Source organism: Mumia flava (assembly GCF_002797495.1).
Lineage (GTDB): Bacteria > Actinomycetota > Actinomycetes > Propionibacteriales > Nocardioidaceae > Mumia > Mumia flava.
Genome location: NZ_PGEZ01000002.1, coordinates 512,623 through 537,692 on the forward strand (window position 1 = coordinate 512,623; position 25,070 = coordinate 537,692).

26 protein-coding genes and 2 tRNA genes are annotated in these 25,070 nt (G+C 72.9%); 12 read left to right on the plus strand and 16 right to left on the minus strand.

From position 1 onward, the window contains the following. The first annotated feature begins 1 nt into the window (after position 1). The 3 genes from CLV56_RS16510 to CLV56_RS16520 all read left to right on the plus strand — a co-directional run bounded on the left by CLV56_RS16510 (position 2) and on the right by CLV56_RS16520 (position 2,449). On the plus strand, positions 2 to 1,225 hold the full coding sequence (locus tag CLV56_RS16510) for a PucR family transcriptional regulator (protein ID WP_245857967.1): 1,224 nt from the start codon (positions 2 to 4) through the stop codon (positions 1,223 to 1,225). A gap of 312 nt (positions 1,226 to 1,537) precedes the next feature. Continuing rightward, positions 1,538 to 1,813, plus strand: a complete 276-nt coding sequence (locus tag CLV56_RS16515) for an acyl carrier protein (RefSeq protein WP_039359400.1) — start codon at positions 1,538 to 1,540, stop codon at positions 1,811 to 1,813. 75 nt (positions 1,814 to 1,888) lie between these two features. Then, complete coding sequence (locus CLV56_RS16520; RefSeq protein WP_100415309.1) at positions 1,889 to 2,449, plus strand: hypothetical protein; 561 nt, start codon at positions 1,889 to 1,891, stop codon at positions 2,447 to 2,449. Between the two features lie 35 nt (positions 2,450 to 2,484). Here the strand turns inward: CLV56_RS16520 and CLV56_RS16525 are convergent, their stop codons facing one another. Continuing rightward, a complete protein-coding gene (locus CLV56_RS16525; protein ID WP_039359403.1) occupies positions 2,485 to 2,985 on the minus strand; it encodes a DUF3145 domain-containing protein in 501 nt (166 codons plus the stop codon). Between the two features lie 120 nt (positions 2,986 to 3,105). Here CLV56_RS16525 and CLV56_RS16530 point away from each other — a divergent pair, with 120 nt between their 5' ends. Continuing rightward, positions 3,106 to 3,384, plus strand: a complete 279-nt coding sequence (locus CLV56_RS16530) for a GNAT family N-acetyltransferase (RefSeq protein ID WP_100415310.1) — start codon at positions 3,106 to 3,108, stop codon at positions 3,382 to 3,384. Next, a complete protein-coding gene (locus CLV56_RS16535) occupies positions 3,381 to 4,028 on the plus strand; it encodes an SDR family oxidoreductase (RefSeq protein WP_039359406.1) in 648 nt (215 codons plus the stop codon). Before CLV56_RS16530 ends, CLV56_RS16535 begins: the two co-directional genes overlap by 4 nt. A 34-nt stretch (positions 4,029 to 4,062) precedes the next feature. On the opposite strand, the gene CLV56_RS16540 is transcribed toward CLV56_RS16535, so the two are convergent. Further along, on the minus strand, positions 4,063 to 4,368 hold the full coding sequence (locus CLV56_RS16540) for a hypothetical protein (RefSeq protein WP_039359409.1): 306 nt from the start codon (positions 4,366 to 4,368) through the stop codon (positions 4,063 to 4,065). 144 nt (positions 4,369 to 4,512) lie between these two features. Here CLV56_RS16540 and CLV56_RS16545 point away from each other — a divergent pair, with 144 nt between their 5' ends. From CLV56_RS16545 to CLV56_RS16560, 4 genes are read left to right on the plus strand one after another with little or no spacing between them, the layout of a single operon-like run. Further along, positions 4,513 to 5,565, plus strand: a complete 1,053-nt coding sequence (locus CLV56_RS16545; RefSeq protein ID WP_039359412.1) for an iron-siderophore ABC transporter substrate-binding protein — start codon at positions 4,513 to 4,515, stop codon at positions 5,563 to 5,565. Continuing rightward, positions 5,562 to 6,617 carry a FecCD family ABC transporter permease gene (locus tag CLV56_RS16550; RefSeq protein ID WP_245857968.1) on the plus strand — a complete coding sequence of 352 codons (1,056 nt, stop codon included), beginning with the start codon at positions 5,562 to 5,564 and terminating at the stop codon, positions 6,615 to 6,617. Before CLV56_RS16545 ends, CLV56_RS16550 begins: the two co-directional genes overlap by 4 nt. Further along, complete coding sequence (locus CLV56_RS16555) at positions 6,614 to 7,669, plus strand: FecCD family ABC transporter permease (protein WP_039359417.1); 1,056 nt, start codon at positions 6,614 to 6,616, stop codon at positions 7,667 to 7,669. Before CLV56_RS16550 ends, CLV56_RS16555 begins: the two co-directional genes overlap by 4 nt. After that, positions 7,666 to 8,499 carry an ABC transporter ATP-binding protein gene (locus tag CLV56_RS16560; protein ID WP_039359420.1) on the plus strand — a complete coding sequence of 278 codons (834 nt, stop codon included), beginning with the start codon at positions 7,666 to 7,668 and terminating at the stop codon, positions 8,497 to 8,499. Before CLV56_RS16555 ends, CLV56_RS16560 begins: the two co-directional genes overlap by 4 nt. An 85-nt stretch (positions 8,500 to 8,584) precedes the next feature. Here the strand turns inward: CLV56_RS16560 and CLV56_RS16565 are convergent. Further along, positions 8,585 to 8,662: transfer RNA gene (locus CLV56_RS16565), tRNA-Ile, on the minus strand. A 75-nt stretch (positions 8,663 to 8,737) separates the two neighbouring features. On the opposite strand from CLV56_RS16565, the gene CLV56_RS16570 reads away from it, so the two are divergent. Next, positions 8,738 to 9,484, plus strand: a complete 747-nt coding sequence (locus CLV56_RS16570; RefSeq protein ID WP_039359422.1) for a PIG-L deacetylase family protein — start codon at positions 8,738 to 8,740, stop codon at positions 9,482 to 9,484. An 82-nt stretch (positions 9,485 to 9,566) separates the two neighbouring features. Here the strand turns inward: CLV56_RS16570 and CLV56_RS16575 are convergent. The 5 genes from CLV56_RS16575 to CLV56_RS16595 all read right to left on the minus strand — a co-directional run bounded on the left by CLV56_RS16575 (position 9,567) and on the right by CLV56_RS16595 (position 14,530). Beyond that, positions 9,567 to 9,642: transfer RNA gene (locus tag CLV56_RS16575), tRNA-Asn, on the minus strand. Positions 9,643 to 9,713: 71 nt separating this feature from the next. Then, positions 9,714 to 10,223, minus strand: coding sequence for a hypothetical protein (locus tag CLV56_RS16580; RefSeq protein WP_039359425.1), 510 nt, complete (start codon positions 10,221 to 10,223; stop codon positions 9,714 to 9,716). Positions 10,224 to 10,230: 7 nt separating this feature from the next. Then, positions 10,231 to 11,091, minus strand: a complete 861-nt coding sequence (locus tag CLV56_RS16585; RefSeq protein WP_039359428.1) for a sigma-70 family RNA polymerase sigma factor — start codon at positions 11,089 to 11,091, stop codon at positions 10,231 to 10,233. Positions 11,092 to 11,277: 186 nt separating this feature from the next. Further along, positions 11,278 to 13,221, minus strand: coding sequence for a DNA primase (dnaG, locus tag CLV56_RS16590; RefSeq protein ID WP_039359431.1), 1,944 nt, complete (start codon positions 13,219 to 13,221; stop codon positions 11,278 to 11,280). 28 nt (positions 13,222 to 13,249) lie between these two features. Next, positions 13,250 to 14,530, minus strand: coding sequence for a deoxyguanosinetriphosphate triphosphohydrolase (locus tag CLV56_RS16595; RefSeq protein WP_039359434.1), 1,281 nt, complete (start codon positions 14,528 to 14,530; stop codon positions 13,250 to 13,252). A 118-nt stretch (positions 14,531 to 14,648) separates the two neighbouring features. Here CLV56_RS16595 and CLV56_RS16600 point away from each other — a divergent pair, with 118 nt between their 5' ends. Continuing rightward, positions 14,649 to 15,629 (plus strand): alpha/beta hydrolase family protein, encoded by a 981-nt coding sequence (locus CLV56_RS16600; protein ID WP_157805201.1) that lies wholly within the window; start codon positions 14,649 to 14,651, stop codon positions 15,627 to 15,629. 134 nt (positions 15,630 to 15,763) lie between these two features. After that, positions 15,764 to 17,287, plus strand: a complete 1,524-nt coding sequence (locus CLV56_RS16605) for an HNH endonuclease signature motif containing protein (RefSeq protein WP_100415312.1) — start codon at positions 15,764 to 15,766, stop codon at positions 17,285 to 17,287. Between the two features lie 133 nt (positions 17,288 to 17,420). On the opposite strand, the gene mutM is transcribed toward CLV56_RS16605, so the two are convergent. From mutM to CLV56_RS16645, 8 genes are all read right to left on the minus strand, one after another. Beyond that, complete coding sequence (gene mutM, locus CLV56_RS16610) at positions 17,421 to 18,272, minus strand: bifunctional DNA-formamidopyrimidine glycosylase/DNA-(apurinic or apyrimidinic site) lyase (RefSeq protein WP_039359438.1); 852 nt, start codon at positions 18,270 to 18,272, stop codon at positions 17,421 to 17,423. A gap of 42 nt (positions 18,273 to 18,314) precedes the next feature. Then, positions 18,315 to 19,121: a ribonuclease III gene (gene rnc / locus CLV56_RS16615; RefSeq protein ID WP_245857969.1), complete on the minus strand. Its 807-nt coding sequence runs from the start codon at positions 19,119 to 19,121 to the stop codon at positions 18,315 to 18,317. Between the two features lie 11 nt (positions 19,122 to 19,132). Next, entirely contained in the window at positions 19,133 to 19,318 is a 186-nt protein-coding gene (gene rpmF, locus CLV56_RS16620) for a 50S ribosomal protein L32 (protein ID WP_039359441.1), read from the minus strand. 3 nt (positions 19,319 to 19,321) lie between these two features. Beyond that, positions 19,322 to 19,918 carry a YceD family protein gene (locus tag CLV56_RS16625; protein ID WP_100415314.1) on the minus strand — a complete coding sequence of 199 codons (597 nt, stop codon included), beginning with the start codon at positions 19,916 to 19,918 and terminating at the stop codon, positions 19,322 to 19,324. 166 nt (positions 19,919 to 20,084) lie between these two features. Then, entirely contained in the window at positions 20,085 to 20,567 is a 483-nt protein-coding gene (gene coaD, locus CLV56_RS16630) for a pantetheine-phosphate adenylyltransferase (RefSeq protein WP_039359444.1), read from the minus strand. Further along, a complete protein-coding gene (gene rsmD / locus CLV56_RS16635; protein WP_039359447.1) occupies positions 20,560 to 21,120 on the minus strand; it encodes a 16S rRNA (guanine(966)-N(2))-methyltransferase RsmD in 561 nt (186 codons plus the stop codon). The genes coaD and rsmD overlap by 8 nt, the downstream gene beginning before the upstream one ends. 33 nt (positions 21,121 to 21,153) lie before the next feature. Beyond that, the gene (recG, locus tag CLV56_RS16640; protein ID WP_245857970.1) at positions 21,154 to 23,397 is read right to left on the minus strand and encodes an ATP-dependent DNA helicase RecG; all 2,244 of its coding nucleotides are present in this window, start codon (positions 23,395 to 23,397) and stop codon (positions 21,154 to 21,156) included. A gap of 54 nt (positions 23,398 to 23,451) precedes the next feature. After that, positions 23,452 to 25,050, minus strand: coding sequence for a DAK2 domain-containing protein (locus tag CLV56_RS16645; protein WP_039359449.1), 1,599 nt, complete (start codon positions 25,048 to 25,050; stop codon positions 23,452 to 23,454). Positions 25,051 to 25,070: the final 20 nt, after the last annotated feature.

The following is a 25,070-nucleotide window of genomic DNA, read 5'->3' on the forward strand; positions in this document are numbered from 1 at the left end:
CGTGACCCAGACCGCACGAGCACGCTACGCGGCCGTCCTGGACCGCTCTCTGGGCGACCTCACGACCGCGGCGATCGCGCGGATGGACTCCGAGCTCGACTGGTTCTCCGAGCTCGACGCCGAGCAGCGCTCGTGGATCTCGATGATCGCGCACGCGGGCATCGCCCAGTGCTCGCAGTGGCTGCGCTCCCCCGGGCGCCCGCTGGACGTCTCCGAGCAGGTCTTCGGGGCCGCGCCGCGCACGCTGACCCGCGACGTCAGCCTGCAGCGGACCGTGGCGATGGTGCGGACGACGATCGAGGTGATCGAGAGCCGGATCGTCGACCTGTTCGGTCCGGAGGAGGCGGACGAGGCGGCTCGCGCGATGTCGGAGTACGCGCGGGAGGTCGCGTTCGCCACGGCCGAGGTCTACGCACGCGCGGCGGAGGCGCGCGGAGCGTGGGACGCCAGGCTGGAGGCGCTCGCCGTGGACGCGGTCGTCCGCGGTGAGACCGAGGACCTGGTCCGCTCCCGGGTCGCGGTGCTCGGGTGGGACGCGGGCGGTCCGGTGGTCGTGGTGGTGGGCGCGGCCCCGCAGGCTCCCGGGGTCGACGACGAGACGGTCGTCGAGCAGGTGCGGTCGTGCGCCGGGCGCTCCGGGCTGACCGCACTCACCTCCGTCCAGCTCGACCGCCTCGTCGTGCTGCTGGCCGGCGCCGACGAGCCGCGTGCCGCAGCGCTCGCGGTGGCGTCGGCCTTCGGCGACGGTCCGGTCGTGGTGGGTCCGCCGGTCGGCTCGGTCGCGCAGGCGCACCGGTCGTCGCGCGCCGCGGTGGCGGGGTACCGCGCGGCGGGCGGCTGGCCGGACGCTCCCCGGCCGGTGCTCGCCGACGAGCTGCTCGTCGAGCGGGCCCTGGCCGGCGACGGGCATGCCCGTCGCGAGCTCGTCGGTCAGGTGTACGAGCGGCTCCGTGCCGACGACCCCGTCGTGCTCGGCACCCTCGCTGCCTATCTGGAGGCCGGCTCGTCGGTCGAGGCCGCGGCCCGGCGCCAGTTCGTGCACCCCAACACGGTGCGCTACCGTCTGCGGAAGGTCCGCGAGACCACCCACTGGGATCCTCTGTCGGCTCGCGGCGCCTACACGCTGCGCGTCGCTCTGACGCTGGGGGGCCTCCTCGCGGCGGGCAACGGGACGGGAAACCCTCCGAACTTGGAGGATTCCTCCAAACGAACGCCGCGAAGTTGAGTGGCGCCGCCTTCGTCTGCCGCGATCACCCCAGGCACTCTTGAGACGTGCTCGTCGATGGTGACGACACCACCGGAGATTCCGTCCTACGCGGTTCGGGGGACTCGGCGGTTGCGGCACCACCGGAGCGTGGCGGCCGCAAGCGCGGTCGAACGGGGGTGGTCATCGCCGAGAGGCGGTGGCGAGTCACGCTGAGCACACGGTCCCGCCCGGGCGTTCGGGGGTCGCCCGTGGCGGGACCGGCGGCCGTGGTCCGGGGTTGATCCGGACCACGGCCGCATCCTTCCCTCTCGTGCTCCAGGAGAAGCCGCCGTGTCGCGTCAGGATGCGCTGCGCAGTGCCCTCGTCGATCTCGTCGCCCCGCTGGTCGCCATGCCGGACGGCGCTCTCGAGTCGGACCCGTCGATCTCCGACCCGTCGTTCGCCGACCCGTCGTTCGCCGACCTGGGCCTCGACGAGGTAGCGCTGGACCAGCTCGTCCTCGGGATCGAGGACCGTTTCGGGATCACGGTCTCAGCCGGTGACATCGGTCTGCTCAGCACGCTCGGCGACACCGCCGCGTACCTCGAGGGCCGCCTCCACGGCTGAGGTCCTCGTCACTCGACGTGAACCGTCACCGTGCGTTTGTCATGATGGATCGCGTCCGCAGACCGAGGAGGACGGATGGACCTGAGCCGCGACACGGTGACCGGTGAGCGCAACCGGTTCGCCCTCAAGGTCGTGCTCGGTCTGGTGATCGCCGGCGCGACGATCGGCCTGGCGACGGGCTTCCTCGGGGCGTCGGCGATCCGCGCCCTCGGCTTCTCCGCCGACGACGACCCCGCACCGGTCCAGCCCGCCGCGACCGACGACGCCGACGAGCCCTCCGACGAGCCCTCGCCGACGGACGAGCCCACCGCCGAGCCGACCACCGAGCCGACCACCGAGCCGGAGCCGGACGGCCAGAAGCCCAGGACCAGGTTCCAGGTCGAGCAGGACGCGGTCAGCGCGGGCGAGCGGATCGACCTGAGCGGCCGCGCCCCGAAGCTCGGTGCGGGCGAGACGCTCCAGATCCAGCGGCGCGAGGCGGCCTCCGGCTCGTGGTCGGACTTCCCGGTCACGGTGGAGACGCGCAAGGGCGGCCGGTTCTCGACGTGGATCGTGACGGGCCGCACCGGCACGTGGGAGTTCCGGGCCGCATCCGGGGACTTCAGCACGCCGACCGCGACGGTCACGATCAACTGACCCACCGACCGGCGACCGCCGTACGCCGGCAGGGCTCAGCCGACCTGGTTCAGCCAGCGGACCGGCGCGCCCTCGCCCGCGTGCCGGAACACCTCGAGCTCGTCGTCCCACCGTCGTCCCAGGAGCGCGTCGATCTCCTCGGCGAGCGAGCCCTCCCCGGCCGCTGCTCGTGCCGTCGCCGCTCGGAGCCGGTCCTCGTGCACGACGACGTCACCGTGCTGGCCGACGGCCGCGTGGAAGATCCCGAGCGAGGGAGTGTAGGAGTAGCGCGCGCCCTCGGTGGTCGCGGTGGGCTCCTCGGTGATCTCGAACCGGACCCGCTCCCACCCGCGCATCCGCGAGGCGCACGCGGCGGCCGAGCCGACCTCGTGACGCCACGTGACCTCGGCGCGGTAGGTACCGGGCTCGGCGGGCTGGGGACGCCAGGGCAGCGGAGTGGGCACGCCGAGGGCGTCGACGACCGCCCACTCGACGTGCGGGCAGAGCGCCGACGGCGCGGAGTGGACGTACAGGACGCCACGCGCAGCGTTGCTCATCAGTGCCTCCTCGTTCGAGATGCGCCTTCCCCAACGACCTCGTACGACGGGCACTGCCACGGCCATTGTGCCGCATCCCGGCGCTTCGCACCATGACCGGGCGCGTGACACGATGGAGGCGTGAACGAATCGGTGCAGCAGGATCCGCGGACCGGCAGCTTCGAGATCCTGGTCGACGGCGAGACCGCCGGCCGGATGGAGGTGGTCACGGACGACGGGCGGGCGACGATCCCGCACGTGTGGGTCGAGCCTCGGTTCGAGGGCCGCGGGATCGGGACGCGCCTGGTCGTCGCGGGAGCCGAGCGCCTCCACGCCGACGGTCTCGCGATCCGTCCGGTCTGCTCGTTCGCGGCGCGGGTGCTGCGTGCACGTCCCGACCTGACGGAGGTGAGTCGATGAAGATCGCGATCGCCGGCGGCCACGGCCAGATCGCCCTGCTGCTGACCCGTGCCCTGGCTGAGTCCGGGCACCAGGTGCGCAGCCTGATCCGCAATCCCGAGCACGCCGACGAGGTTCGTACGGCCGGGGCCGAGCCTGTCGTGACGGACCTCGAGGACACCACGGCGACCCGGCTCAGCGAGGTGCTCGCGGGGTGCGACGCGGTGGTGTTCGCGGCAGGCGCCGGACCGGGTTCCGGGATCGAGCGGAAGTGGACGGTCGACCGTGACGGCGCGGTCCTGCTCGCGGCCGGAGCCCAGCTCGCCGGCGCGTTCCGCTACGTCCTGGTCTCGTCGATGGGAGCCGGCTCCCCCACGCCGGAGATGGACGAGATCTTCCAGGTCTACCTGCAGGCGAAGGGCGAGGCCGAGGACGCCGTGCGCGACAGCGCGCTCGACTGGACGATCGTGCGTCCCGGCATGCTCACCGACGATCCGCCGACCGGCGGCGTGCGGGTCGGCGAGAGCGTCGGTCGCGGCCCGATCCCCCGCGCGGACGTGGCTGCCGTGCTCGCGGCGACCCTGGAGCACGACGGTACGGTCGGCCGCACCTTCGAGCTGATCAGTGGGGAGACGCCGATCCCGGAGGCGCTGGACGCGCTGTGAGTCGCCGGCCTGCGGCGCGTGAGTCGCCGGCCGGTCAGGGCCCGACGAGCGTCGCCATCGCGGACACGACGTAGCGCCGGGGTCGCGCCTTCCCTGTGAACGCGGCACGGACACCTGAGTCGGCGTCCCCTTCCTCGACCACGGTGACCTCGTGGCTGATCGCGGCGATCCCGGCGGCGCCCTCGGCAGCCGCGACCTCCTGGAGCCGCTCGGCTGCCTGCGCCAGAGCCCGGGTGATCTGCTCGCTCGGGTCGGACGCGGCGAAGACCACCACGCCGTCCGGGCTCGGCTGCTCGCCGCTGGCGCTCCTGTCGGAGCCCGCCGACCGGTCGTCGACCATCGTTCCTCCTCCTCGCCGGTGCCCCGAGGGTAGTCGAGCCCGCACGGGGGGCCGCCGGTCCACCACAGCCCGGACGGCTAAGGTAATCCTGACCTAAGTCATGCGGGGCGTCGCCCCGCCCGATCCGACGAACGAAGGACTCCGATGACTCCCCGGTTCGCCCGACGTACCCGACTCGCCGCCCTCACGCTCGCGGCGACGCTCCCGCTCGCTGCGTGCGGCGGCTCCGACGACTCCGCCGACGACGCCGAGTCCGGCGACGGCGGCAGCAGCTTTCCGGTCACGATCACCAGCTCGCTCGGCGAGACCACGATCGAGGCCGAGCCGCAGAGCCCGGCCGCGGTGGGTTGGGGCAGCCAGGACGTCGCGCTCGCGCTCGGGGTGGTCCCGGTCGGCATGCCGTCGTTCGCCTACGGCGACGACGACGGCGACGGGATCCTCCCCTGGACCTACGACGCCCTCGAGGACGCCGGTGCCACGGGCGACGACACCCCCGCGCTGTACGACGAGACGGACGGTGTGGACTTCGAGGCCGTCGCGGACGCGGCGCCCGACGTGGTCCTCGCGACGTACTCCGGCATCTCCGCGGAGGACTTCACGACCCTCTCGGAGATCGCTCCGACGGTCGGCTACCCCGATGCGCCGTGGGGCACCAAGTGGCGCGATCTCGTGACGATCAACGGCGAGGCGCTCGGCCTGGCCGACGAGGCCGAGGAGCTCGTCGCCGACCTGGAGGACGAGATGTCCTCCGGCTTCGACGAGTACCCCCAGCTCGACGGCAAGACGTTCGCGTTCACCTACGTCAACCCCGCCGACACCAGCACGGTCCCCGTCTACACCCCGCTCGACGCCCGCGTCTCGTACGTCTCCGACCTCGGTCTGGAGGTTCCGCAGAGCGTCAGCGACCTCGACAACGGCGAGGACTTCTACGCCGAGGTCAGCGCGGAGAACGCCGACACGATCGACGCCGACATCATGATCACGTACGGCGACGACTCGACGCTCCAGATGCTCCAGGACGATCCGCTGCTGTCGAAGATCCCGGCTGTCGCCTCGGGCGCGGTCGTCGTGCTCGAGGACGGCTCGCCGCTCGCCGGCGCGGTCTCGCCGCCGACGCCGCTGTCCATCGAGTGGGCGCTCGACGACTACCTGGAGCTGCTCGGCGACGCCGCCGACGCCGCCGACGCCGCGTCGTGACCCTCCCGTCCGCGCCGACCGCTCCCGCGCAGGCCCGCAAGGCCCGTGCGGGAGCGGTGACGGCCCGGCGCCGGGTGGTCGGCCTGGTGGTCTGCCTGGTCGTCCTCCTGGTCGCCGTGGTCGCGTCGGTCGCGGTCGGGTCACGGGCGGTCTCGCTGCCCGACATCGTGGCGGGCGTCTTCTCGCCCGACCCGGACGACATCGCCCAGGTGGCGGTGCACCAGCGACTCCCTCGAACGCTCCTCGGGCTCCTGGTCGGCGCTGCGCTCGGGCTCGCGGGCGGCGTGATGCAGGGTCTGACCCGCAACCCCCTCGCCGACCCCGGTCTCCTCGGGGTGAACGCCGGCGCTTCCTTCTTCGTCGTGCTCGCGCTGTCGTTCCTGGGTGTGGGCAGCCTGTCGTCGGCCGTGTGGTTCGCCTTCGTCGGCGCGGCCGTGACGTCGGCCGGGGTGTGGGCCGTGGGCTCGCTGGGGCGGGCCGGCGCCACGCCCCTCAAGCTCGCCCTCGCGGGGGCGGCGACTGCTGCCGCCTTCACGTCGCTCACCACGCTGGTGCTCCTCAGCCAGCGCGAGGTGCTCGAGGTGTTCCGGTTCTGGCAGGTCGGCAGCGTGGGCGGCGCGTCGTTCTCGGAGATCCTCACGGTCCTGCCGTTCCTCGCCGTCGGCGCGTTCCTCGCGGTCGCTCTGGCCGGCGGCTTGACGAACCTCGCGCTCGGCGACGACGTCGCGACGGCACTCGGTCAGCGCACCGGACTCACCCGGGTGGCCGGAGGGGTGGCGGTGGTGCTGCTGTGCGGGACGGCCGTCGCCGTGGCCGGGCCGATCGGGTTCGTCGGGTTGACGATGCCCCATCTGGCCCGGCTCTTCACCGGTCCCGACTACCGCTGGATCCTTCCGTACGCCGCGGCGCTGGGAGCCGCGCTCCTCGTGCTCGCCGACGTCCTCGGCCGCGTGGTCGCCGACGGAGAGATCGAGGTCGGCGTGATGACGGCGCTGCTCGGCGCCCCGTTCTTCGTCGCCGTGGTCCGCCGCACCAGGCTGCGTGAGCTGTGACCGCGACGGCCTCGACGCTCCGTACGGACCTCGCCTCGCGGATCTCCGCCGGCCGGCGAGGGCGGCGACGGCGCTGGTTCGCGGTGTGTGGCGTGCTCGCCGTGGTCGTGCTCGCGCTGGCGCTCCTCGGGCTGGTCTACGGGCGGACCGTGTATCCGCTGTCGGACGTGTTCGCGGTGCTCACCGGCCAGGAGGTCCCGGGTGCCTCGTTCACGGTCGGTCGGCTTCGGCTCCCCCGGGTGCTGACCGGTCTGCTGGTCGGCTTCGGCTTCGGGACGGCGGGCGTGATCTTCCAGACGATGCTCCGCAACGTCCTCGCCAGCCCCGACATCCTCGGGATCAGCACGGGCGCGAGCGCGGCCGCGGTCGTCGCCATCACGTTCTTCGGTCTGCGCGGAGGCGCGGTCTCGCTGATCGCGCTGCTCGGCGCCCTCGGCGTCGCGCTCGCGATCTACGGGCTGTCGTGGCGCGGTGGGGTCGCCGGTGCCCGGCTGGTGCTCGTGGGGATCGGGATCGGCGCGATGATGCAGAGCATCGTCGCGTACAGCCTGACCCAGGCGCAGATCACCGAGGCCGCCGAGGCGCTGCGGTGGCTGACCGGCAGCCTCAACGGCGCGTTCGCCGACGGCCTGCCGGTGCTCGCCGCCGCGATGGCGGTCCTGGTCCCGGCGGCGTACCTGCTCGACCGTCGGCTCACCATCCTTCAGCTCGGCGACGACACCGCCAACGCGCTGGGCGTCGACGCCGACCGGACCCGTCTGTGGCTGCTGCTCGTCGCGGTCACCCTGGTCGCGGTCGGCACCGCGGCCGCCGGCCCGATCGCGTTCGTGGCGTTCCTCTCCGGCCCGATCGCGGCCCGTCTGATGCGAGGCTCGGGCTCGTTGCTGCTCCCGGCCGGCCTGGTCGGGGCCGTCGTGGTGCTGGCCAGCGACTTCGCCGGCCAGTACCTGTTCGACCTGCGCTTCCCGGTCGGCGTCGTCACCGGCGCGGTCGGCGCCCCGTACCTGCTCTGGCTGCTCGCCAGGTCCAACCGCACCGGAGGCACCCTGTGACCGCGGACCACCACACGCTGCGGGTCGAGGACGTCACGCTCGGCTACGACGAGCGGATCGTCGTCGACGGGCTGACCCTCGACGTCCCGTCGGGCGCGGTCACGATCGTCGTCGGCGCGAACGCCTGCGGCAAGTCGACGCTGCTGCGCGCCATGGCCCGTCTGCTCAAGCCGCGCTCCGGCTCGGTCCTGCTCGACGGCCGCGACATCGCCGAGCGTCACACCCGCGAGGTGGCGCGGATGCTCGGTCTGCTCCCGCAGACGCCCATCGCGCCCGAGGGGATCATCGTCGCCGACCTCGTCGGTCGCGGACGCCACCCGCACCAGAGCCTGCTGCGCCGGTGGAGCCGCACCGACGACGAGGCCGTCGCCGAGGCGCTCGAGGCGACCGCGACCACGGACCTGGCGGAGCGGCCCGTGGACGAGCTGTCCGGCGGTCAGCGCCAGCGGGTGTGGATCGCGATGGCGCTCGCGCAGCAGACCGACCTGCTCCTGCTGGACGAGCCGACCACGTTCCTCGACGTCACCCACCAGGTCGAGGTGCTCGACCTGCTCACCGACCTCAACCACGACCGCGGGACCACGATCGTGATCGTGCTGCACGACCTCAATCTCGCGGCCCGCTACGCCGATCACCTGGTCGCGCTCAAGGCCGGGCGCATCCACGCCCAGGGCGCTCCGGGCGACGTCGTCGACGAGGTGATGGTGCGCGAGGTGTTCGGGATGGAGTCGCGCGTGGTCAGCGACGAGGTCTCGGGGACTCCCCTCGTCCTCCCGGTCGGACGCCACCACACCCGTACGTCGGCCACCGAGCTGCCCGACGCGGGCTGAGCCCGACCCGGGGGGTCCCGACGCTCGACCGTGGTGGGGCCGTCGAGCGTGGTGGGGCCGTCGGGCGTGGTGGGGCGGGCGAGCGTGGTGGGGCGGGCGGGGCTCGAACCCGCGACCAGACGGATTATGAGTCCGCTGCTCTAACCAGCTGAGCTACCGCCCCGGAGCGTGCACAGCCTACCGATCCCCGGCCGGCCAACGGCACGCGCCGCCCGCGGGCGAGCCCTAGGCTGGGTCCATGACCGATGCACCCGGACCCGCGGCGCTCGCCCCGCTGCGTGAGGACTGGCAGACCGCGCTCGCCGTCGTCGCGCACCCCGACGACCTGGAGTTCGGCGCCGCGGCTGCCGTCGCGCGCTGGACCGGTCAGGGCAAGCGCGTCGTGTACTGCATGGTGACGAGCGGCGAGGCCGGCATCGACGGCATGGAACCCCTCCAGGCCCGCGAGGTGCGCGAGGCGGAGCAGATCGAGTCCGCACGCGTCGTGGGCGTCGACGAGGTCGACTTCCTCCGGCTCCCCGACGGCATCCTGGAGTACGGGGTGCCGCTGCGCCGCGCGATCGCGCGCGTCGTCCGCGAGCACCGTCCCGAGATCGTGATCACCGGCAACTTCCGCGAGACGTTCGGCAACGGCGTGCTCAACCAGGCCGACCACATCGCGGTGGGACGTGCCACGCTCGACGCGGTGCGCGACGCGGGGAACCGGTGGGTCTTCGGTGAAGACGGTGTCGAGCCGTGGGGCGGTGTCCGTCAGGTCTGGGCCTCCGGCTCGCCCGACGCACGGCACGCCGTCGACACGACCGACACGTTCGACCTCGGAGTCGCCTCGCTGCGCGCCCACGCCGCGTACATCGACGGCCTCGGGTGGGCCGACTTCGACGCAGCGATGTTCCTCGCCGGGATGTCCGAGCCGACCGGGGCTCGACTGGGCGTCGACCACGCTTCGCCGTTCGAGGTGTTCGCCCTCGGATGGGGCGACGACTGACCCGGCGCGACGACGCCGTCCGGCTGCGGCTCCGACGGACGCGCAAGAGCGGCACGAACCGAAGGTCCGTGCCGCTCCCGACTGGCTCCCCCGACTGGACTCGAACCAGTAACCTATCGGTTAACAGCCGATTGCTCTGCCAATTGAGCTACAGGGGATCACTGCACTGAGGCGACCGCCAGCCTAGCAAGGCGCCCCAGCCCGACCCAAACCGGGTCCGGCCTCGCGATCACGCCGATCCGAGCTCCTCACGGACCGCGTCCAGGGCCTGCGCCAAGGCGTCCTGCACCTCGGGGTCGTCGCTCGTCAGGCCCGGGTCGAGCACGTACTGGAACACGGTCGGCCCTCCCCCTGCGGGCGACCGTCGCGCCAGCACGCTGACGGCCCCCGTACGGCGCCCGGACACGGTGCGCCGCGACCGGGCCAGGATGCTCGCCTCCACGCGCTCGCGCCCGAGCTCGACGATCCGTCCGGCGTCCGCCATCGCCACGGCACGGTGGACCGGCTCCCCGTCGATCTCGGCCTCGATGCTCAGCGTCTTCTCCTGGGCGTCCCAGACCAGTCGGTGCACGGACTCCCACGGGATCCTCCGCCGGCCGCCGTCCTCGGCGAGCCAGAGGGCGCCCGGCGTCCCGGCGTGCCAGGTCCCGTCGTTGTCCTGCTGGACCGCGAGGACCCGCTCGCCCGACTCGCGTGCGATCTGGCGACGGGCCCTGCGTGCTTCGACCACCGAGAGCATGCTTCCATCATCGCGCAGCCGAGAACGCCCTCAGCGCCGGGTGCCGCCGCAGGGCGACCAGACCGCGGCGCTCGTCACGACGCACGGCGCCGTGGTCGCGTCCGGTCTGGTCCGCGATCTCGCTCAGGCTCCAGGATCCGAGACCGTCGAGACCGAACCGGCGTTCGAGCACGTCGCGCTGGACGGACGGCAGCCCGGCCATCGCGTCCTCCAGGACCGTGACGAGCAGGATCGCGTCGTCGTCGCCCGGCCCTGGCACCGCCGGATGGTCGACGAGCTGCTCGTCCAGGGACAGCGTCGGTCCCGCGACCGCCAGCAGCCACGCGATCCGTTCCGGAGGTGTCCCGACCCGCGCAGCCAGAGCGCCGACGTCGGGCTCGCCCGACCTCGCCAGGCCGGCGCGGGCCAGCTCGGCGGCCACGGCACGAACCTCGACCAGCTCCCGCTCCGCCCGGGGAGGCAGCCGCACCATCCGACGACGACTCACCGCCCGCGCGATCCGGCTGCGGACCCAGGGGCGCGCGTACGCCGTGAAGCGGGTTCCTCGCTCCGGGTCGAACCGGTCGACCGCCTCGAGCAGCCCGATCACGCCCTCCTGCACGAGATCCTCGTGCGGCACGCCGAGGCCGTCGTACGGCCGGGCGAGCGCTGCGACGTAACGCAGGTGGTCGAGCACGAGCTGCTCGCGCGTGGGGATCCCGACGTCCGGGCGCGTCGTATGCCTGCCGGCATGCTCAGCCGGAACGGCGGCGTGGTGGGAGACGGCGTGGTCGCACGCGGCGTGGTCGCACGCGGCGTGATCGGACGCGGCGTGATCGGACGCGGCGTGATCGGACGCGGGAGCAGCGGGGGCGGTGACGGGCGGCATGCCGATCAGTCTCGGGACACATCGTCGCGCTGGACAGACGCCCGCGGGCGACTTGTGGACGACGAGGCGGTCGCCACCGACCTGTGGCGGCGAGCCGGACGCACCACCGGAGACTCGGTCACGGAGCACAGCCGCAGCCGGAGCCGTCAGCGCAGCGAGCCGCCGTCGGATCAGGCGGAGCCGCCGTCAGAGCAGCGAGCCGCCGACTGCACGCTCGCGCAGGCTGCGCCGCTGCTGCTCGAGGGCGAGCAGCTCGGAGAACGTGCGCTGGTAGTCGTCGGACGACTCGACGGGATCGGTGCGCTGGAGGCGGGACTTCATCGCATCGATGCGGCGCGCGAGCGCCAGCTCACGGACCCGTGCGACCAGCGCCTCGAGGAACGTGTCGTCGGGGACGCCGTGGACACGCAGCGGATCGAGCGCGAACCGCGCCAGCGCGCTGCGCCCCTGCTCGCTGTCGACCCGCTCACGCACCCGACCGGCCCACTGCTGGTCCTCGCTCGCCGGCAGGCCCTCGGCGCTGACGGCGTCGAACACCTCGGCGGCGACCGGGTGGGTGAAGTCGTCGCGGGCCAGGTCGCCGGCGAGGGGCGCGACGAGATGGGGGTACTGGACGACCGCCTTGAGCAGCTCGCGCTCGTCGCCGAACCGGGGTTCGCCCAGGCTCGGCACGGGCGCCCCGGCCGCACCCCCGCCGTCAGCGTCGCCGGCCGGCGGCGTACCGACCGCCTCGTCCCCCCGCTGCTGCTGGCCACCCGACCGGCTGCCCGGTGGGCCGGCCGGCGTGCTCCCCTTCGGACCTGCCTTCGCTGCTGCCTTGGCGGCGGCGCGTACCTCCTCCAGGTCGAGCCCGACCATGTCGGCGATCTCGCGGGCGAAGGCGTCGAGCTTCGTGCGGTCACGCACCGACGACAGGAGGCCGACCGCCTCGCGCATCGCGTTGATCCGTTGGTCGGCGCGGTCGAGGTCGTAGCGCTCGAGCACGTTGCGGAGGACGAACCGGTACAGCGGGATGCGCGACCCGACCAGGTCGCGGACCGCCTCGTCGCCGTCGCGCAGCCGCAGGTCGCACGGGTCGAGACCGTCCGGCTGCACCGCGACGTACGTCTGCGAGACGAACTGCTCGTCGCCCTCGAACGCCCGCAGCGCAGCCCGCTGACCCGCCTCGTCACCGTCGAAGGTGAAGATCACCTCGCCGTGCAGCGCGTCGTGATCGGCGAGCAGCCGGCGCAGGACGCGACCGTGGTCCTGACCGAAGGCGGTGCCGCACGTGGCGACAGCCGTGGTGATGCCCGCCTGGTGGCACGCCATGACGTCCGTGTAACCCTCGACGATCACAGCCTGGCTGGCCTTCGAGATCTCCTTGCGGGCGAGGTCGATCCCGTAGAGGACCTGGCTCTTCTTGTAGAGCGGGGTCTCGGGGGTGTTGAGGTACTTCGCGGCGATCCGGTCGTCGTCGTACAACCGCCGAGCGCCGAATCCGACCACGTCGCCGGCGGGGTCACGGATCGGCCAGATCAGCCTCCCGCGGAACCGGTCGTACGACCCGCGGGAGTTCTGGGCGACCAGGCCGCCGGCCAGCAGGTCGTCCTCGGCGAAGCCGCGGCCCCGCAGGTGACGCAGCAGCGCCTCACCGCCGCGCGGCGCGAACCCGACACCGAAGTGCTCCGCCGCCGCCCGGTCGAACCCACGCTCGTCGAGGAACCGACGGCCGATCAGCGCATCGGGCCCGGCGAGCTGCTCGGAGAAGAACTCCGCGGCCGCCTTGTTCGCGGCGACGAGGCGGCCGCGCTGCGCGAAGTCCCGGCCCGGGCCGCTCGGCCCGTCGACGTAGCGCAGCGTGATGCCGTACCGCGCCGCGAGTCGCTCGACGGCCTCGCTGAACCCGATCTGGTCCATCTTCTGGAGGAACGTGAAGACGTCGCCGCCCTCGCCGCAGCCGAAGCAGTAGTACATCCCCCGCGAGGGGGTGACGTTGAACGACGGCGACTTCTCGTCGTGGAAGGGACACAGCCCTTTGCGCGAACCCCCACCCGCGTTGCGCAGCGTCACGTACTGCTCGACGACCTCGTCGATCCGCGCGCGCTCGCGGACGGCAGCGATGTCCTCCTCGCGGATCCGGCCGGTCACGCTGGGCAGTCTACGGGGCGTCGCGGGCTCACAGCAGCGCTCGTCCCCAGGCTCGCGCCGACTCGTCGGTCAGGGATGCAACCTGGTCCACGACCACGCGCAGCCGTGCGGCGTCGTCGGCGGCAGCGTCGTGGTCGGCGACGAAGGCGGGCTCGAGTGCGTCGACACCGCGGCTCGCGAGCACCACGACGAGGTCGGCCAGCAGCGCACGCTGCTGCTCGAGCAGGGCGACCCGCTCGAACGCGCTCATCACGTAGTGGGCGGCGATCGACTTGAGCACCGCGATCTCGGCCCGGGTCTCGTCGGTCACCTGGAGATCCGCGTCGTAGCGGTGCAGCGGGACCGCGCCCGCCTCACGACGGGTCGCAGTCAGCGTCTCCCCGACGAACCGCCCCACAAGCGCGCTGGTCGCGGACTTCAGCCCGGCCGATGCACGCCGAGATCCGTCGAACCGACCGGTCGGCCACTCGGGCATCCGACGGAGGCGGTCGAGCGCGGCGTCGAGGGTCGCGTCGTCGGCGTCGCGCACGTACCACTCCCGCGCGGTCGCCCACAGCGCGTCACGATCGCCGTCGAGCCGCTCCAGGTCGATCCGACCGCCGACCACACCGTCCTCGACGTCGTGCACGCAGTAGGCGACATCGTCGGCCAGGTCCATCACCTGGGCCTCCAGGCACGGCACGCTGCTCTCGCGGCCGGCCCGCACCCACGCGAACACCTCGGCGTCGTCCGCGTACACGCCGAACTTGCGCACCGTCCGCGGGGACCCGTCCCCGTGCGCGCCGTAGGGGGCCGGAGCGTCCTCGAGCCGCCACGGGTACTTCGTGCACGCGTCGAGCGTCGCGCGGGTCAGGTTGAGCCCGGCGCTGCGGCCGTCCGGATCGAACGCCTTGGCCTCGAGCCGGGTCAGGATGCGCAGCGTCTGCGCGTTGCCCTCGAACCCGCCGCAGGCCTGCGCGACCTCGTCGAGCGCACGCTCCCCGTTGTGGCCGAACGGCGGGTGGCCGAGGTCGTGGGCCAGCGCCGCCGAGTCGACGACATCGGGATCGCAGCCGAGCGCCTTGCCGAGCTCGCGGGCCACCTGGGCGACCTCGAGCGAGTGCGTCAGCCGGTTGCGTACGAAGTCGTCCGTCGCCGGCCCGACGACCTGTGTCTTGGCCGCGAGCCGACGCAGCGCGGCCGAGTGCAGGATCCGCGCTCGGTCACGCTCGAAAGCCGTGCGGCTGCGCTGCTTGGCCGGCTCGTGCACGCGACGAGCCCGCGCGAAGGCGTCGTACTCGGCCCGCTCACCGGGGTTGGGGTCCGTCACCCGACCAGCCTATCGATCGGCTCCGACGTCTTGCGCTGACACCATCACTGTCACTACGTTTGGAACGCTGTTTCACATGGTCGTTCTCGGGCGCCGCACACCCCTACCGAGGAGCTCCATGCTCACGAGACGCCCGACTCCCACCCACGCCCTCCTCCGCTGCGTGCTGATGATCGCCACGCTCGTCGGCGGACTGCTCGCGACCGCCGCACCCGCGAGCGCCGCGTCCGCCTGCAACGGCTACACGTCCTCCAGCAGCGCCTGCGTCAGCTCCCCCGTGACGCTCGGCTCCAGCACGTACGACGCCGACTGGTACGTGCCCAGCACGACTCCCCAGGCGCTGGTTCTCGTCGAGCACGGTTTCGCACGCAGCTGTGCGAACCTGCGCGGGACCAGCCGTGCGATCGCCGAGCGCGGCCTGCTGGTGGTCTGCCTCGACGAGGACATGACCGCCGGCAACCCCGAGCTCGCCGTGACGTTCGCCGACGCGCTGGCCGACCGCACCGTCACGCCGCCGGACGGGCTCGCCCTCCCCCAGCGCTACGTCGTCGGCGGGCACTCGGCCGGCGGTCATTTCGCGGCGCTGGTCGGCGAGCGCCTGGCCGAGCGCGGCTACGCCGGCCTGGCGGGCGCCGTGCTGTTCGACCCGGTCGCAGCCGAGGGGTTCAGCGACGCGCTCAAGGCGGTCTCCGACGGTGGCACCCGCCCGGTGCTCGCGGTGGCCGCCCGCCCGGGCGTCACGAACCTCGCGAACAACTCGTTCGGCGCCCTGCGCGACCTCGGCGCCGACTTCGTCGGGATCCAGCTCGTGTGGTCGAGGTTCGTCCTCGGCTGGCCCACCGGTGGCAGCTGCCACACCGACGTCGAGGGCGAGGACACGGACCTGATCGGCACCGCCGGCGCCCTCTGCGCGCCGACCAGCACGCAGACGACGAGACTGCGCGACTTCGGCGCGACCTGGGCGTACGACCTCGCCACCGGGACGCGGACTGCGTCCCACTGGTGTGGCGACGCCGACGTGCTCGCCAGCTGCGGCAGCGCCGTTTCCGGACTCGTGGACCGGACGCTACCCGTGGCGGCGTTGATCCCGAACGGCTGACGCCCCGGTCCGCGGCCGACTCCCGAGGTGCACGGAGCCGGCCGCGGAGGCGGCTGCATCGTCGCGGCGGCATGGTCGGCGTCAGGTGTCAGCGATCGGTGCTTCTGTCGGCGGCACCCGATATCTTCGAACGCATGATCGAATCGCGTTCCGGCACCGGCCCCGCGGGATCGGCCGATGATGCGGCCGAGGTGGCGTCGACGGCCCTGAGCATGCTCGTCGAGCTGGAGCGACGTCTGACGACCGAGCTCGCCCGTGCCCGCGACGCCGTCACCGCGGCCTCCGAGCCCCACCTCGGCCAGGGTGCCGGCGAGGTCGAGGTCATCTCCGTGTGCGAGACGCTGGTTCGGATCGCCCAGGGACATCAGCACGACGCCGTGTCTTCGCTCCAGGCCCGACGCGAGGCCGCGGACCCCGCACCCTCTCCTGCTCGTCGAGCAGCCCGCGAACGATCGCTGCGCTCCGAGGTCGGGATGGCGCGCGGCGTGGGCAACGGCGCCGGCCAGCACCACCTCGACGTCGCCGCGGCACTGCGTGACCATCCGTGCGCGCACGCACTCCTGCGCGACGGACTGATCAGCGCCGCCGTGGCCGCGGCGCTCGTCGCCGAGACCGTCACGCTCGATCGCGTCCGTCGGGCTCGAGTGGACGAGCTCGTGGCCACGTCCCTACCGGGGGCCACACCACGCGAGGCCTCCGCGATCGCCCGACGCCACGTGCTCGCGCTCGACCCTGGGGGTGCGGAGGCTCGAGCGCGCGCGGCGCGGGCGACGCGGCACGTCCGCCTCCGCCGTCGTCCCGATGCGATGGCCGAGCTGGTCGTCCGGGGCTCAGCGGAGCAGGTCGTGGCGGCCTGGCGAAGGCTCGGCCGCGACGCGACCCTCACTCGGTCCCGGGGCGACTGCCCCGTCTCCGGCGGCGCCGCCACTGCCGACGTCGCCTCTGCCGGCGTCCCCACGGCCGACAGAGCCGAGCCGGCGACGGCCCAGCAGCTCATGTCCGACCTCGCGCTCGAGGCGCTCTCCGGCATCCCCGTCGCCGCGGACGGCAACGCTCCGACCGCACCGGTCGAGGTCGGGCTGCTGATGCGCCCGGAGGTGCTGTTCGGCACGGAGGACTCACCGGCCGTTCTCGAGGGGTACGGTCCCATCCCGGCTGCGCTCGCGCGCCGCCTCGCCGGCAACGACACCAGCTGGCTCCGGCGACTCTTCACCGACGACCGCGGAGATCCGGTGGACTGCGACCCGCGCCGACGACGGTTCCCCGAGCGGATCGCACGCCTCGTCCGGGCGACGGACGGCCACTGCTTGCGACCGTACTGCGACTGCGACGTGACCGACATCGACCACACCCGTGCGCACGCCCGCGGCGGCACGACGACGCAGGACAACGGCGCCGGGACGTGCCGCCACGACAACATCCTCAAGGAGGGCCGGGGTTGGCGGGTCCGCACGTCAGCACCCCAGGTGGGCGAGGGATCGGTCCCGCAGCGCATCGCCTGGAGCACACCGACCGGCCACACGTACGTCGCCGACCGTCGTCACTCGGACAGCCGCGGTCCCACCCTGATCGCCATCCGAAGACCACGCGCCGAGCTGACCCCGCTCGAAGAACACCTGCACGACCAGATCACCCGACACCGGCCACGCCGACAGTGACACGCCGACCGTGACCCGCTGACGGCAACCGCGCGACCAGCGACCCCACGACCAGCGACCCCACGACCAGCGACCCCACGAGCACCGACGCCACGACCACCGACCCGCCGCCGGCGATCACAGGCACCGCGGCTCACCAACGCCCGCGACGCGGGCGCGGCTGACATCGCGGACAGGTGTACGACGAACGGTTCATGAAGGCGTCGCGGCGGATCGCTGTTCCGCAGCGTGAGCACGGCTCACCCTCCCGTCCGTACACCTCGAGCGAACGAGAGAAGTAGCCGCTCTCCCCGTTCACGCTCACGTACAGCGCGTCGAACGAGGTGCCGCCCTGCTCCAGGGCCGCCGCCATCACCTCGCGCACGGCGTCGAGAAGGACGGCGATCGTCGGACGGTTCAGGGTCTCGGTCGGTCGTGCGAAGTGCAGGCGTGCGCGCCAGAGCGCCTCGTCGGCATAGATGTTGCCGACGCCCGAGACGAGGCGCTGATCGAGCAGCGCACGCTTGATCCCCGTACGTCGCGCGCGGACGCGTGCCGTGAAATCCGCGACGTCGAACGCGTGCTCCAACGGGTCCGGGGCCACGTGGGCGTACTCGCGCGGCAGCTCGGCACCGCCGTCGCTGATGGCGAGGCCTCCGAACATCCGCTGGTCCACGAACCGCAGCTCGTGGCCGTCGTCCAGGTCCAGCACGACCCGCAGGTGACGCTCGTACGCGGCCTCCGGTGGCTGGACGAGGAACTGGCCGCTCATCCCGAGGTGCGCCAGGATCGCGTCGCCGTCGTCCAGCGGCAGCCAGAGGTACTTGCCGCGTCGGCGCGCGCCGATGATCCGCTGCCCCCTCAGACGCGCCGAGAAGTCCTCCGGACCGGGAAGGTGACGACGGACCGGGCGGGGGTGCAGCACCCGCACCGCCTCGATCGTCCGTCCCACGGCGTGCTCGTGGAGGCCGCGCCGGACGACCTCGACCTCGGGAAGCTCAGGCATCCGTGCGCCCCGGCATCCCCCCGAGCTCAGGCAACGGAGTGCTCAGAGGTCCGCAGCCGGAGTGGACTCCGCCTCGTCGACCGCCGAGACGGCGTCGACCGCGTCGACGCCGGCAGCGCCGGCAGCCTCGGTGGCGTCGACCGCCGCGCGGATCGCGCGCCATGCGGTCTCCGCGACCTGCTGCTCAGCCTCCTTCTTGGAGTGGCCGACGCCTTCCCCGTAGACCTGCCCTCCGACCCGGACGCGGGCCGTGAACGTCTTGTCGTGGTCGGGGCCTTCCTCGGAGAGGCGGTACTCGGGGACGCCGAGACCGTGGTCGGAGGCGATCTCCTGGAGGCTCGTCTTCCAGTCGAGCCCGGCGCCGAGCTCGGCGGCACGCTCGATCACCGGGTCGAACATGCCGTGCACGACGTCGCCGGCGACAGCGAACCCCTCCTGGAGGTACACCGCGCCGATCAGCGCCTCGACGGTGTCGGACAGGATCGAGGACTTGTCGCGTCCTCCGGTCGCCTCCTCACCCCGCCCGAGCCGCAGGTGCTCGCCCAGACCGAGCGTGCGCGCCACACCCGCGAGAGCGCGCGCGTTCACGACCGCCGCGCGCAGCTTCGCGAGGCGGCCTTCGGGAAGGTCCGGATGGGCGTTGTAGAGCGTGTCCGTGACGACCAGACCGAGCACGGCGTCACCGAGGAACTCGAGGCGCTCGTTGTTCGGGATGCCGCCGTGCTCGTACGCGAACGACCGGTGGGTCAGCGCTTGGGTCAGCAGACCCGGCTCGAGACCGGGGACGCCGAGCCGGTCGGCCAGGCCCAGGGTCGGCTCCGCGTCCACGACGCTGTCGCCGTCGGGCACGTGCCGACCGCTCAGAGGACCTGACGCTGGTCGCCGCGCGGGCCGTACTGGCCGCACTCGCTGCACGCGCGGTGCGGCAGGTGCTTGGCGCGGCAAGCCGGGTTGGCGCACGTGACGAGCTGGGGCGCGGTGGCCTTCCACTGCGAACGGCGGTGGCGGGTGTTGCTGCGCGACATCTTGCGCTTCGGGACAGCCACTTCTTACTCCTCGTCCGGGCCGGATTCTCCGGCCGTCTCCGGACCGCCGGAGCGGTCCTCGTTGTTGTCGATCAGCTGGCTGAGCGCCGACCACCGGGGATCGACGGGCTCGCCGTGTGTGTGCTCTGGATCGTCCGCGAGCCGCGCCCCGCACTCGGGGCACAGTCCCGGGCAGTCCGGAACACACAACGGGTTCTGCGGCAGTGCGAGCACCACCGCGTCCCGCAGCACAGGCTCGAAGTCGAGCAGGTCGCCCTCGAGCCTGCGGACGTCGCCTTCCTCGTCCGAGGCGACCGGCTCGTCGTCGTGCACGAACAGCTCCTGCACGTCCACCGACAGGTCGTCGGAGACAGACTGCAGGCACCGCACGCACTCGCCGACGATGTGCACCTCGACGGTGCCTGTCGCCAGGACACCTTCCATGACCGACTCGAGCCGCAGCTCGAGATCGACGTCACTTCCCTCGGGCACACCGATCATGTCGACACCCAGTCCCGCCGGCGCTGACTCGCGACGTGTCACCTCACGCTGGGTCCCCGGCCGCCGAGCGATCTCATGGGTGTCGAGAACGTACGGCGCCCGAGCGTCAAGCGTGGTCACACTTGCTCCTTCAGGCACGACGAAACAGCCCGGGTACGGGCCACGGACCAGGATACCCAACCGTCCCAGCCGGAGGCGAATCGGCGCCTCGTGCCGGTGAGTCGCGGCGGACCGGGCCGTACGGGAGGTCGCCGGTGGACGGCGACCACCCGCGCGGGGCGTCGGGTCAGCCGCCCTCGCCGATCCGCGCCTCCAGCGCGCTCAGCACCGTCGACGGGACGAGACCGGACACGTCGCCGCCGTGCCGGGCGACCTCCTTGACGAGGCTGGAGGCGAGGAACGAGTACTCGGGGCTCGTCGGCATGAACAGCGTGTCGACCTGCGACAGCGTCGAGTTCATCTGGGCCATCTGCAGCTCGTAGTCGAAGTCGGAGACCGCCCTCAGACCCTTCACGATCGCGGAGACGTCGTTGGCGACGCAGAAGTCGACGAGCAGGCCCGAGAACGTCTCGACCCGCACGTTGCCGAGGTCGGCGAGGACCTCCTCGAGCAGCGCGACCCGCTCGGCCGTGTTGAACATCACACGCTTGGAGTCGTTGATCCCGACGGCGACCACGACCTCGTCGAACAGCGACGCGGAGCGGCGGATGATGTCCAGGTGACCGTTCGTCACGGGATCGAACGAACCGGGACAGGCGGCCCTAGTCATGGCTGCGACCGTACCAAAGCGCCGTCTCGCCGTAGCGGCGGTCACGCACCGGCTCGACCGAGCCCGGCCAGTCGAAGGGTGCGTCCCGCGCGGACCGCTCCACGACGATCACACCGCCGGAGCTCCACCACGCCTCGGTGGTCACGGCCGCGACGACCGCGACCACCGCGGCCGCCTCCAGCGGGTACGGCGGGTCGAGCAGGACGAGGTCGTACGGGCGGGTCGGGGGTCGCTGCAGATACGTCTCGACCTTGGCGTCGACGACGTCCGCCGACAGGCCGAGGCTCCGCACGTTCCGCTGCGCGACCTGGGCCGTCCTGCGGTGGGACTCGACGAGGGTCGCGTGCTCCGCACCCCGTGACAGGGCCTCGAGCCCGAGCGCACCCGACCCGGCGTACAGATCGAGCACCCGGACGCCGTGCAGTCCGCCGAGCATCGACTCCAACGACGAGAACATCGCCTCGCGGACGCGCTCGGACGTCGGGCGCGTCCCCGAACCCGGCGGTGTCTCGAGCCGGCGCCCGCCGGCGGTGCCCGCGATGATCCGCGTCACGACCTCTCCACCCCACTCACACCGACCTCCCGCTCAGGACTTCTCCAGGAACTCGGCCTGGGCGGACTCCTCGAGCCGGTCGATCGCTCGTGCGAGCGCGGGCGACTCGACCAGCCCCGGATCGGCGGCCAGGACAGCTCCGGCATCCTCGCGCGCCTGGGCGATCACCTCGCCGTCGCGGACGACGGACAGCAGCTTGAGGCTCGAGCGGAGGCCGGACTGGCGGGCGCCGAGCACGTCACCCTCCCGTCGCAGCTCCACGTCGAGGCGCGCCAGGTCGAAGCCGTCCGCGGTCGCGGCGACCGCGTCCAGGCGCTCCCGGGACGGCGAACCCGCCTCGGCACCGGTGACCAGGAGGCACAGACCCTCGTGACTCCCCCGGCCCACGCGGCCGCGGAGCTGGTGCAGCTGGGAGACGCCGAAGCGGTCCGCGTCCATCACGACCATCGCGGTCGCGTTCGGGACGTCGACGCCGACCTCGATCACCGTGGTCGCCACCAGCACGTCGATGTCGCCGGCCGCGAACGCCGACATCGCCGCGTCCTTCTCGTCGGGCGGCATACGACCGTGCAGTCGACCGACCCGGACGTGCGCCAACCGTCCGGACTCCAGCACGTCCGCGAGTGCGAGCACACCGACGAGCTCGCGCTCGTCGTCGGCCTCGCTCCCGTCGTCCGGCGGAGGCGGTGCGCCGGTGTCGTCCTCGGCGGAGGGTCCCTCGAGTGCGGGGTCACCGATGCGCGGGCAGACGACGTACGCCTGCCTGCCGTTCGCGACCTCCTCGGCGAGTCGCTGCCACGCCCGGTCGAGCCAGGTCGGGTGCTCGGCCACCCCGACCACGGTCGACTGCACCGGCTGCCGACCTCGCGGCAGCTCACGCAGCGTCGAGGTGTCGAGATCACCGAACACGGTCATCGCGACGGTCCGTGGGATCGGGGTCGCCGTCATCACGAGCAGGTGCGGGGTCGTCCGCCCCTTCGCGACCAGCGCGGCACGCTGCTCGACCCCGAACCGGTGCTGCTCGTCGACGACCACGAGTCCGAGCTCGGCGAGCTGGACGTTCTCCTCCAGCACGGCGTGCGTGCCGACGAGGATCCCGGCCTCCCCCGAGGCGGCGTCGAGCAGCGCCGCCCGGCGCGCCTTCTGACCCAGCGAGCCGGTCAGCAGTCGAACCCGGGTCGCGGCCTCCTCGCCGCCGAGCATCCCGGCCTCCGCCATGGGCCCGAGCATCGCCCGCATCGAACGCTCGTGCTGCTGCGCCAGCACCTCGGTCGGGGCGAGCAGCACGGCCTGGCCGCCGGTGTCGATCACCTGGAGCATCGCCAGGAGCGCGACGACGGTCTTGCCGGACCCGACCTCGCCCTGCAGCAGACGCTGCATCGGGTGCTCGCGCTCGAGGTCGTGGGCGATCTCGCCGAGCACCTCCTGCTGGCCGAGCGTGAGCGCGAACGGCAGGCGCTGCTCGAACCGGTCCCGCAGCCCGTCGCGGACGTGCGGTCGCGCCGTGGCGGGCTCGGCCGTCGCGACCGCCCGTCGACGCGCCAGGGTGGCCTGGAGGACGAACGCCTCCTCGTACCTGAGTCGTTCCCGGGCCCGGACGTGGTCGTCGGTGCTGCGCGGCCGGTGAACCCCCTCCCACGCACGCGCCAGGCCGACCAGCCCGAGGCGGTCGCGGACCTCGGGCGGGACGGGGTCTGCGACGTCTCCCAGCACGTTCGGACCCAACGCGTCCAGCACGAGTCCGACCGACGACTGGATCGCCCACGACGAGACCTTCTGGCTCGCCGGGTAGATCGGGATGATCGTCTCCGCGAACTCCCGGGCACGAGCGTCGTCGTCCTCGCCGTCCAGGGGGGCGATCTCGGGGTGCAGCAGTTGCTTGCGCCCGCGGAAGGAGTTCACCTTGCCGGCGAACAGCCCCACCGTCCCGTATGTCAGGCGCTGCGCGATCCACGGTTGGCGGAAGAAGGTCAGAACCAGGCTCCCCGTCCCGTCCGTGACCGTCACCTCGGTCCTGACGTTGGTGCCGCCAGCGCGTCCACCGCCCTTCGGTCGGAACGGGTAGGTCTTGACGTCGGCGACGCGCGCCAGCACCGTCACGTGCTCGTCGACCTGCAGCGCGGACAGGTCGGTCAGAGTGCCGCGCTCGGCGTAGCGACGCGGGTAGTGGCGCAGCAGGTCGTCGACCGTGCGCAGGTCGAGGGTCTTCTCCAGCGCGTTCGCGGTCCGGGCGCCCAGCACGGTGGTCAGCCGTGTCTCCAGCTCCACCGCGCTCACCGCAACCCCCTGCGTCCGTTCTCGTCCACTCCTGCCGCGCCCGTCTCCACGGTGCTACTCCACCGCCACCAGCAGCGGATAGCGTGCCTGCCGGCCGTCGTAGACGACGACGTCGACGTCGGGGCGGCGCTCGCGCAGCCAACTTTCGATCCGCTCGGGAAGGTCGGGCTGGAGACCCTCGCCGGTCACGAGCGTGACCAGCTCGGCGCTCCCCGAGACCAGGCGTTCGAGCACGGCCTCGACGACCTCGGCCTGCTCCGCGCCGACCGCCGCGAACTCGGCGTCGACCACGCCCAGCACGTCGCCGACCCGGCACGGCCCGGCCATCGTGATGCCGTCCTCCGTGGCGATCGTGATGGCGCCGTGCTGGGTGTGCGCCGCCGCACTGGTCATCGCGACCACGTCGTCGTCGAACGGACGGGCCGGGTCGTGCACCGCGAGGGCGGCCAAGCCCTGCACCTGGGTGTGGCTCGGCAGCACGGTCGCGTGCACCCCCGCCTCGCGTGCCTGCGCCGCGACGGCGTCGCAGATCCTCAGGTGGTCGCGGCTGTTCGGCAGGACCACGACGTCGTCGGCACCGCAGTCCAGGACCGTGTCCAGTACGCGGTCGAGGGCCAGAGCGGCTCCGACCGCGCACTCGACGACCACCGCACCCGCTTCGCTGAACAGGGCCGCCAGCCCGTCCCCTGCCGCGACCGCCACCACGGCGCGGGTCCGCTCGGCCGTGGAGGTCGCGGGCGTCTGCTCGGCGAAGTGCGTCACCTCGATCCGGTACGGACGACCGGCGGCGATGCCCGCCTCGATGGCCGCGCCGGGGTCGTCGACGTGCACGTGGACGTTCCACAGCCCGTCCCCGCCGACGACCACGAGGCTGTCACCCAGCGAGTCCAGCCGCGTCCTCAGCCGCTCGATCCGGTCGTCGACCGCCTCGAGCAGGTACATCACCTCGTACGCCGGGCCGCCCGCGTGCAGGTCCGCGCTCGGCTGCGGAGGCGGGGGGAAGGCCACCGGCTCCGCAGCCGGAGCGAACCGCCCCGTCAGGAACCGCTCGGTGGTGTCGTACAGCACGACCAGGGCGCGCCCTCCGGCATCGACCACACCGGCCGCCGCCAGCAGCTCGAGCTGGTGCGGGGTCCGCGCCAGGGCCCGCCGCGCCTCCGCAGCAGCAGCACTGACCATCGCGTCGAGGGGCTGTCCGGCGTCGGCGGCCTCGCGTGCCGCGTCGGCGGCAGCCGCCGCCACCGACAGGATGGTGCCCTCGACGGGACGACCCACCGCGCGGTACGCCGCGTCGGCGGCCGTCTGCATCGCGTCCGCGACGACCCGCGCCTCCGCGGGCTGCGGCCCGGCGGCGATCGCGGGGATCGCCGCGCGGAGCAGCTGCGCGAGGATCACCCCCGAGTTGCCGCGGGCGCCGAGCAGCAACGCGTCGAGGTACTCCTTGACCATCGCGTCCAGCGGACGACCGGCGTCGGCGGCGGCCTCGGCTGCCTGCGCTGCCGCCTCGAGCGTCACGTAGACGTTCGTCCCGGTGTCGCTGTCGGCCACCGGGAACACGTTGAGAGCGTCGATCTCGGCCCGCGCGGCCCCCAGCGCGTCCGCGCACGCACGGGCCCACGACCGGAAGGTCGCAGACGTGACGGGCCGGTCCATGACGTGGAAGACTAGCCGCG

Excerpts from the sequence above, each read along its gene's own strand:
- CLV56_RS16535 (WP_039359406.1), top strand. The coding sequence starts at position 3,381 with ATGAAGATCGCGATCGCCGGCGGCCACGGCCAGATCGCCCTGCTGCTG.
- CLV56_RS16545 (WP_039359412.1), top strand. The coding sequence starts at position 4,513 with ATGACTCCCCGGTTCGCCCGACGTACCCGACTCGCCGCCCTCACGCTC.
- CLV56_RS16520 (WP_100415309.1), top strand. The coding sequence starts at position 1,889 with ATGGACCTGAGCCGCGACACGGTGACCGGTGAGCGCAACCGGTTCGCC.
- CLV56_RS16525 (WP_039359403.1), bottom strand. The coding sequence starts at position 2,985 with ATGAGCAACGCTGCGCGTGGCGTCCTGTACGTCCACTCCGCGCCGTCG.
- coaD (WP_039359444.1), bottom strand. The coding sequence starts at position 20,567 with ATGACTAGGGCCGCCTGTCCCGGTTCGTTCGATCCCGTGACGAACGGT.
- mutM (WP_039359438.1), bottom strand. The coding sequence starts at position 18,272 with ATGCCTGAGCTTCCCGAGGTCGAGGTCGTCCGGCGCGGCCTCCACGAG.
- CLV56_RS16540 (WP_039359409.1), bottom strand. The coding sequence starts at position 4,368 with ATGGTCGACGACCGGTCGGCGGGCTCCGACAGGAGCGCCAGCGGCGAG.
- CLV56_RS16580 (WP_039359425.1), bottom strand. The coding sequence starts at position 10,223 with ATGCTCTCGGTGGTCGAAGCACGCAGGGCCCGTCGCCAGATCGCACGC.
- CLV56_RS16605 (WP_100415312.1), top strand. The coding sequence starts at position 15,764 with ATGATCGAATCGCGTTCCGGCACCGGCCCCGCGGGATCGGCCGATGAT.
- CLV56_RS16585 (WP_039359428.1), bottom strand. The coding sequence starts at position 11,091 with ATGCCGCCCGTCACCGCCCCCGCTGCTCCCGCGTCCGATCACGCCGCG.
- CLV56_RS16645 (WP_039359449.1), bottom strand. The coding sequence starts at position 25,050 with ATGGACCGGCCCGTCACGTCTGCGACCTTCCGGTCGTGGGCCCGTGCG.
- CLV56_RS16600 (WP_157805201.1), top strand. The coding sequence starts at position 14,649 with ATGCTCACGAGACGCCCGACTCCCACCCACGCCCTCCTCCGCTGCGTG.
- CLV56_RS16570 (WP_039359422.1), top strand. The coding sequence starts at position 8,738 with ATGACCGATGCACCCGGACCCGCGGCGCTCGCCCCGCTGCGTGAGGAC.